Source organism: Lawsonibacter hominis, from assembly GCF_014287895.1.
GTDB classification, from domain to species: Bacteria; Bacillota; Clostridia; order Oscillospirales; family Oscillospiraceae; genus Lawsonibacter_A; species Lawsonibacter_A hominis.
This window is the reverse complement of the sequence record NZ_JACOPP010000042.1, coordinates 1-8,469: the sequence shown is the minus strand read 5'-3', so window position 1 is coordinate 8,469 and position 8,469 is coordinate 1. Positions and strand designations below refer to the sequence as shown.

General features: G+C 51.6%; 5 protein-coding genes. 4 read left to right on the top strand and 1 reads right to left on the bottom strand.

The window, feature by feature from the left end; translation table 11 throughout:
* Positions 1-276, top strand: a 276-nt coding sequence (locus tag H8S57_RS15820) for a LysM peptidoglycan-binding domain-containing protein (RefSeq protein WP_186908950.1), incomplete at its 5' end; no start/stop codon positions are given.
* A complete protein-coding gene (locus H8S57_RS15815) occupies positions 269-1,309 on the top strand; it encodes a ParB N-terminal domain-containing protein (RefSeq protein ID WP_055180663.1) in 1,041 nt (346 codons plus the stop codon). The genes H8S57_RS15820 and H8S57_RS15815, both read left to right, overlap by 8 nt.
* Before the next feature lie 10 nt (positions 1,310-1,319).
* Here H8S57_RS15815 and H8S57_RS15810 read toward each other — a convergent pair whose 3' ends face one another.
* Positions 1,320-1,979 (bottom strand): hypothetical protein, encoded by a 660-nt coding sequence (locus tag H8S57_RS15810; protein ID WP_055180665.1) that lies wholly within the window; start codon positions 1,977-1,979, stop codon positions 1,320-1,322.
* Between the two features lie 118 nt (positions 1,980-2,097).
* Here H8S57_RS15810 and H8S57_RS15805 point away from each other — a divergent pair, with 118 nt between their 5' ends.
* Together H8S57_RS15805 and H8S57_RS15800 are read left to right on the top strand one after the other, a co-directional pair.
* Positions 2,098-2,466: a TnpV protein gene (locus H8S57_RS15805; protein WP_025544199.1), complete on the top strand. Its 369-nt coding sequence runs from the start codon at positions 2,098-2,100 to the stop codon at positions 2,464-2,466.
* A 23-nt stretch (positions 2,467-2,489) separates the two neighbouring features.
* Positions 2,490-8,469 (top strand): GNAT family N-acetyltransferase (locus H8S57_RS15800; RefSeq protein WP_186908949.1); only part of this gene is annotated, 5,980 nt, incomplete at its 3' end.

The following is an 8,469-nucleotide window of genomic DNA, read 5'->3' as shown; positions in this document are numbered from 1 at the left end:
ACCATCAAGAAAATCAAGCGGAAATTAAATCCCAGCATTGAGATCGGCGGTATCCTGTTCACCAAATGCAACAAGCGGACGAACCTGTATCGCCGTACATACGGTCAGGTCACAAAGGCGTTTCAATCGCTCCCCATCTTCAACTGTCAGATTCCCTACACGGTCAAGGTGGGGGATGCAAACAGCTACGGAATGAGCGTCATGGAACTGGAGCAGGCAAACCCCGCCTCTCTTGCCTATCTGGAACTTGCAAAGGAGGTGCTGGCAAATGCCTAAAATCAATCCGCGCATCAAGTCCATTGACGATCTTCTGGGCTTGGATGCCGCAGAAGAAAGCCCTATTGAACCTACCCCTTCCGTATCCTTGCCGACCAAGAATACCATCATCACCCTTCCCCCGCAGGCCATTCGTGCTTTCCGAGGCCATCCGTTCCGGCTGTATGAGGGCGACCGGCTCAATGATCTGGTAGAAAGCATTTCGGAACATGGGGTCCTGAATCCCGCCATCATCCGCAAGATCGAACGGGATGAAGATGGCTTTGAGTATGAAATGCTGGCCGGTCATAACCGGCAGAACGCCGCAGCCATTGCAAACCGTGAACTTCCCTGTATCGTCAAGGAAAATCTCTCCGATGAAGATGCTTGGATTTATGTGATCGAAACCAATGTCCTGCAACGCTCCTTCTCCGAAATGCTGCCCTCTGAAAAAGCGGCGGTGCTGACTCTGCGCTATTCCAAAATGATCTGTCAGGGGCGCCGGAACGATATTGTCGAGGAGTTGAAACGGCTTGAAAACCCTGATGAAATCAGGGAAAACGGGACTTGTGGCATCGAGTGCCACAAGTCGAAAAGCCGTGATGTTGTGGGCGCAGAATATGACCTGAAAGGCCGTGCTGTTGCAAACTATCTCCGCATCAATGAGTTGATTACTCCGCTGAAAAGGAGAATTGATGATGCCGAGTTCCCGATTGTGGTAGCTGTGCAGCTCTCTTATCTGACCGAACAGGAACAGCAGATGGTTGACGATGTGCTTTCGGGAAGCGAGTACAAGGTCAATGAGGGAAAGGTTGTCCTGCTGCGGGAATATACCGGAAAGCTGACCCCGGAGCGTACCGAACAGATTTTGTCCGGCGAGTTTAACCGGAAACCCAAGAAATCCACGGCTACGGCGTTCAAGGTCAAACCGGCGATTTACAAGAAATACTTTACCGCCAGCATCAGCCAGAAAGAGTTCGACAGCATTGTGGACGAGGCGCTTGCCCTCTACTTTGCTCAGAAAGGACAGGAGTCCGAGCAAGAGGCCGGATAACCGGCCATAATCACCAATACAGGAAGGAGGTCAGATACCGTTGAGAAATGATGAACGCCTGCGGACGATATATGAAGTCATGGCTCCCTATATTGTCCGAAATGAACACAACTGGCGGGATTATCTGGCATTTGCATCGCAGTTCCATAAGCACAGTTTTGACAACATACTTCTTGTGTACGCACAGGACGAGGATGTTTCTATTCTGGCAACACGAAAGCAATGGGCCACCATAGGCAGAAATTTGATTCCCCGTGCAAAGGGCGTAGCCGTTTGCGTCTACCGGAATGCCAAACTCACTCTTGACTATCTCTTTGATGTAAGCCAAACTACTGGCAAAGAGATTCATCCTACGGACTGGCAGCTTTCCGATGAAATGAAAAAGGCCCTGACCGAGCGCCTGTCGTATGCACACGGTTTCCCCAAGCAGGATTTTCCCCAAGCGCTGTATGCGATGGCAAGCGAATCTGTCGCAGAGAATTACAACCACTTTTTGCAGGAACTCAAGCAGGAAACCAAAGGCCATTTGTTCACCGAGATCCCGGCCGGTGGTTTTGAAGCCCAATACATCCAGCTTTTGACCGACAGCATTTCTTATTTCATCGGCAAAAAGTGTCACCTGTCGGATGAAGAAATCCAGTTGAGTGACGGCATGGCGACGGTCAGCCATTTTAATACACTCCCGCTGGTTGCACATCTGGGTACGGCAGTAACCGCCCTTTCCAAAGGTATCCTGTTAGAAGTAGAACGGAACATCAAGATTATCAATCGTGAAAGGATGGCACAACATGAGCAAACCGAATATCAATCTGAAATACAGGGAGCAGGACGGGATGATGCTTCCCGATCTGCAAATCTCCAACAGCAGCGAAGCAGATCAACCTCTGGGCAGGTACGGCCGGATGGCCCTGGAATACCTCAGAGAGAATCACCCGGAGCGATTTACGACTTTGAAAATGGATGGCAGTCTGATGGAGATCATGCACCGGGTACAGGACGAGGCGACCGAGAAGATCGAAGCCCTGACGCAGCAAATGCTCCAGCAGGAGCCGCTTCCGCAGACCGAGGACATCATGGAGCGGACGCGACACCTGAACAGTCTGAAACTGATGGCGGAGGAAACCGTACTCCAGAGCGTAGTCCTGATTCCCCGCTGACCGAAGAACAGCCAAATACAGAAGTGGCGCCGAGCGCCGCACCTGTGGGAGAGCCGTCTGAAAAGGACGGCTCTTTTTCTGTTCCTGCGGAACAACCGACACGCCATTTTACCGATGCAGAAGTCCGGCGCAATTATGAGTACATCCTGACCAGCCCCAATCTATACCCCCCAGAGCTGCACAGCGCGGTTCGCAGCGTATTGTCAGAACCGCCGCTCAATCCTGACTGGTCAGACAAAGGGCGGCAGATTGCGGCTCTCTTTACTCCCTATGGCGACCGTGAATATCAGGGCGATTTTCTCTATCGTACCCGGTTGCATGGTGAAGATGGCATTTCATTTTTCTTTGATGAAGGCTATACCTACATTCCCTGGAACGGGCTGGCGTTTTTACTGGATGCCATGATCGAGGATGGCGACTATCCCAATCCTGTTGTAGAGGAGCAACCTGACCCCATCGGGGATTATAACATCCCTGATGAAGTTGATGAAATGGGCGGTCCTCACCGGCAAATGACCATTGGAGAAGCGGATTTTGATTATGTTCTGGATGCTGTTGCCTATGAAGCCGGAGAAACCGTAGTGGAACCGGTCAAGCCGCAGGCGATTGTTCAAATGGAAAACGACACGCCAGCAGCCGGTGACGAGCCTGCATCCGTTCCTGACGAAAATCCCCCTGTTGTTGTGGAGGCCCCCGAAACGGCTCTCCCCACAGATACAGCGGAGCAGCCTACACCGCCGCCCGTCAAAGAAAACACGACGGCGCACAAGAATTTCCGCCGCTTTCAAGAGTTGTTCCCGGAGATTGTGTCCGGTCAATATGAGTATCTGCGGCTGGAGGCCGGAGAAGCCTACTATCCTCTGGTCATTCACCATAAATACGGTTCCCATTACTGCATGGAGCATTACTATATGCAGAACGGCGACCGGATGTATGACCCTTATATGGACTTCCAAATCGACAAAGAGGCTGGGACACTTCGGGCTTTCAGTTATGAGAACAGCGGCATTGGTGTATATAACGAGGCTGATCCCGACGACCCCGCATACGAGAAAGCAATCAACGGGTTCAACAGTTTCTTTGCCACCTGGCTGAACAATATCCGCAGCCAAGGCTATGAGCCGGTGCGGGCCTCTATGATGGTCAACGATGAAGAAGTCGATGTGGATTTGCGCCCGGCTGCCGAAGCTGTTCCGGTCGTGGAAGAAGAACAGCCGGAGCAGCTCTCCCTTCTGTCCTTGGAAAAGAGTACGGAAGATCTGCTTGTTGAGCGTGTCATGCAAAGAGGCCCACTTACCGCAGGAAAAAAAGAACAAATCTACGAGTTTGCTCAGACCCACCCCACCGGATCAGAATTTACTACTTTCCTAAAAAAGCTATATGGATATGAAGGGTTCTCCGGTGATGAAATGGGCGTGAAATACGCCATGTTCAATAGTGAAGGTGTCACTATCGAATGGCAGGATGAGCAGGGCGAAACACAGGAAACAAAGTTGTCCTGGGCGCGGGCTGCCGGTGTCGTGCAACGCCTGGTGGATGAAGGCCGCTATCTGGAAACCCCTGTTGTCAGTCTGCCGGAGCCGGAAACCGATGAGCCGCTTGAGGGAGAAACAGAACCGTATGATTACAGTTTTGAATATGGCCTTTTAGGGCGCCTTAAAGCGGACTGCGAGTATTTTCTAAGTGAAGGCCATCAGCACGAAAAGCATTTGTGGGCGGGTAGCATCCATGCACAGATAGCTAAAATGCGAGAGCTGTATGATCTGCTCCCGGAAAAGCCGGAAGGGATAACCAAAGAAATAATTGACGATTATGAAACCCGTATGGCTCCCTGGGAACACGATGAAGCAGAGGAAACACAGATTTTAGACGAAGCCCTGGACGCCCATCATGGGCAGATTGATATGCTGATGCAGGCGGTCCGAGGTGAGCTGACGGTTGGAACCATCCGGTACAGTATTTTTGAGGGGCGGCCCCATATCAGCATGATTGAAGTTCTGGAGGACTACCGCCGTCAAGGTATCGCAACCCAGATGCTCCGCTATCTGCAAGGGCAATATCCCAATGAGGAAATTGTATGGGGGTATTTGACCGAGGATGGCTCGGCCCTGTACCAAGCCGTGGTGGATGAACAGCCCAATCCCGACTATCTCCGGGTACAAAATGACCTTGAAGATATTACGCGGGAATTTGACGCTTATGTGCGGCGCCTGGACGGTGGGGCTATTCTCTCCCCCCAAGAAGCTGCCGACATGGACGATCTGGAGGACACGCAATACCGGCTGGAAAAAGAGCTGGAAGAACTGCGCCCCATTCGCGCCTTTGTACGAATGGGCGATGGTACAGCAGCAGAGGCGCCCGCTGTTATGGATGAAGCCACCCCCACTGATCTGGCGCCCCTTCGTGAGCGACCTGCGGCGCCGCAGGTCGCCACACACAACTTCCGTTTTTCTGAGGACTATGACCTGTATCCAAGTGGAGCAAAAACCAAATATAAAAACAATGTCATGGCAATCAAGCTGCTCAAGCAGATTGAGCTGGAAAAGCGGACAGCGACACTGGAAGAACAAATCATCCTTGCCCGTTATGTCGGATGGGGCGGGCTTGCCAATGCTTTCTCCAGTACGGCCTCTGGTTGGGAGAACGAATATCAGGAATTGAAGTCCCTGCTGACTGATGTGGAATACAAGGCAGCCATGAACTCCACCATCACAGCCTACTACACCGAGCCTGACCTGATCCGGCACATTTACCGCGCCCTGGAACGGTTTGGCTTCGAGGGCGGCCCTGACCGAAAAATCCTGGACCCCGGTATGGGAACCGGCAACTTCTATTCTGTGCTGCCGGAGCAGTTTCAAGGGAGCAAGCTGTTTGGCGTAGAGTTGGATTCCATCACCGGCAGAATCGCAAAGCAGCTTTATCCTGATGCGGATATTTCCATCATGGGATATGAAGCCACCAAATTTGAGGACAACAGCTTTGATGTGATTCTGGGCAATATCCCGTTCAACTCCGTGAAAATCTATGACCGGCGCTACAATGACCTGAACCCGTACATCCATGACTATTTCTTCATCAAGTCCCTGGACCTTGCAAAACCGGGCGGTATCATTGCCTTTATCACCAGCAAAGGAATTATGGATCGCAAGGACGAGAGCCTTCGGGAATATATCGCACGGCGGGCAGAGTTCATCGGCGCCATTCGCCTACCCAACACAGCGTTCAAGGCTTTGGCGGGAACCGATGTAACAGCGGATGTTGTTTTCTTGAAAAAGAGAACGCAGCCCATAGAACTTGATCGCGCGAATCTTCCGTCCTGGATTGAAACTGACCTGGACCGCAGTAAATGGATCGCCTATAACCGCTATTTCAAAGATAATCCCGAAATGCTCATGGGCGAGATGGTGAGCAGCCGGAATATGTACGGCAACGAAGATGGGACGGCCTGTGTTGCCCCGGAAGATTTTGACCTGAACCAGCATCTTACCCAAGCGGTTGACTCCCTGTACGCCCGTTTCACAGCAGAGCCAGATGAAGAAATTGAGGCAGACGAACCGGAAGAAAGCAATACAGAGTATGAGGACGCTCCGGCCGGAACCAAAAACTTCACCTATGTTGTGCGGAATGGCGAGATCTTCTTCTGTGAAAAAGATAAGCTGATCCCGCAGCCTTACACCGGCATGAAGGCCGAAAGAATCAAGGGATTGTGCGAAATCCGTACTGCGCTGCTGGAGGTTATCAACATCCAGTCCCATGAGTATGACCCGGTTGATCTCCAGAAAGTACAGGACACACTCAATCAGGTATATGACCGCTTCGTTGCAAAGTATGGAGCCATCAACAGCAAAGGAAACATCCTCGCTTTTTCTGATGATGACCAATTCCCCTTGCTGCGCTCTATCGAGGATGAGCGGAAAGACAAGACCGGTTGGGATAAATCAGCGATCTTCACTAAAGCCACCATCCGTCCTTTCCGTCAGGTCAACCATGCAGACACCGCCGAGGACGCCCTTCAAATCTGCCTGAATCACAAGCTGCGGGTGGATCTGCCCTATATGTCCTTCCTGACAGGAAAAGCCCCACAGGAGTTGGTGCAAGAGCTGGATACTCGCATCTATCTCAATCCCCAGAAATACTACGGTAATCCGCTGGAAGGATGGGAACTTGCAGAAGAATATCTAAGTGGTCATGTGCGGGATAAACTGCTCTACGCACGTCAGAAGGCAGCGGAAGAACCGGAACTCTTTGCCCGGAATGTAGAGGCTTTGGAGGAAGTACAGCCGGAGCCGCTGACTCCTGCCGACATCGAAGTGAATATGGGTGCCATCTGGGTTCCCATTGAGTATTACCGCCAATTCATGTATGAAACCTTCCAGACCAGCGGATATGAAAAGGTCATCGAGGGCGGCGACAACCGGCACCGCATTGACATTGAGTATTTCTCCTATACCACGACCTGGCGTGTCACCAATAAAAATGCGGAACCGGATTCCGTAATGGTCAACCAGACTTTCGGAACCAAGCGGAAAAATGCTTATGAGATTTTTGAGGATTGCCTTAATATGCAGTCCACTACTGTCCGTGACCGGCAGGAATACATCAATGAAAAGGGCAACAAGTCGGTTAAATATGTAGTCAACGCACAGGAAACCATGATTGCCCGTGCCAAGCAGCAACAGATTCAGGAAGCATTTGCGTCCTGGGTTTGGAAAGAACCGGAGCGCCGGGATAGGCTTCTGCGTATCTACAATGAAACCTTCAACACAGTTCGCCCCCGTGAGTTTGATGGGAGCCATCTCGTATTTCCCGGCATGAACACGGAGATGAAGCTGCGGAAGCACCAGCTTGATTTTGCTGCCCGTGTCATCTATACCGGGACGGGGCTTGCCGCACATGAGGTAGGCGCCGGAAAGACCGCTGCTTTAATTGCCGCCGGGATGTACCTCAAGAACCTGGGAGCGATCCACAAGGCGGTGTTTGTGGTTCCCAATCCTCTGGTGGGCCAGTGGGCAACAGAGTTCTACCGCTTTTTCCCCAATGCAAACCTTTTGGTATCCACCGCAGAGGATTTTACTCCCAAAAACCGCAACCGCTACATTTCTAAAATCGCCACCGGAGAATATGACGCAGTGATTCTGGCGCACAGCCAATTTGAGAAAATCCCAATCTCCACAGAGCGGCAGATTGCTATGCTGGAACGGCAGATCAACGATATTGAAAATGCAATCCATGAAATCAAGAGCGAAAATGGCGAGAATTGGTCTGTCAAGCAGATGGTCATTTTCCGCAAAAATCTGGATGAGCGGCTGAAAAAGCTGTCTGCCGAGGAAAAGAAAGACGATCTGCTGACCTTTGAGCAGCTCGGCGTAGATATGATGATGGTGGACGAGGCGCACTTTTTCAAAAACTGCTTTGTCTTTACAAAGCTGCGGAATGTGGCTGGTATTACAACCTCAAGCAGTCAACGCGCCTTTGATATGCTGCTCAAATGCCAGTATTTACAGGAAACGAATCAGGGGCGCGGCGTAGTATTTGCGACCGGAACGCCAATCAGTAACTCGATTTCCGAACTGTTCGTCATGCAGCGGTATTTGCAGCCGCAGGAGTTGGAACGCTTCGGCTGGTCCTACTTCGATACCTGGATCGCCCATTTTGCAAAGAAAGCCTCTGTGCTGGAATTGAAGCCGGAGGGCGGCGGCTATCGGATGCGTGATCGCTTCGTCCGTTTCTACAATCTCCCTGAACTGATGGCTGTCTTTCGTGAGGTCGCTGACATCAAAACAGCGGATATGTTGGATATTCCCGGACTCCCGGCTGTTCGCACTGGTAAAGCGGAGATTGTTTCGGTGGAAGCCACACCCGCACAGCAGGCGATCATGGCCGATTTTATTCTGCGGGCGGAAGCAATCCGAACCGGCCGAGTGAAGCCGGAAGAAGATAATATGCTGAAGCTGACCGGTGAGGCCCGCCTGATGGCGATTGACCCGCGCCTGATTCGACCGG

Coding starts and splice junctions, on each gene's coding strand:
- H8S57_RS15810 (WP_055180665.1), bottom strand. CDS start 1,979: ATGGCTGACCGTCGCCATGCCGTCACTCAACTGGATTTCTTCATCCGA.
- H8S57_RS15815 (WP_055180663.1), top strand. CDS start 269: ATGCCTAAAATCAATCCGCGCATCAAGTCCATTGACGATCTTCTGGGC.
- H8S57_RS15805 (WP_025544199.1), top strand. CDS start 2,098: ATGAGCAAACCGAATATCAATCTGAAATACAGGGAGCAGGACGGGATG.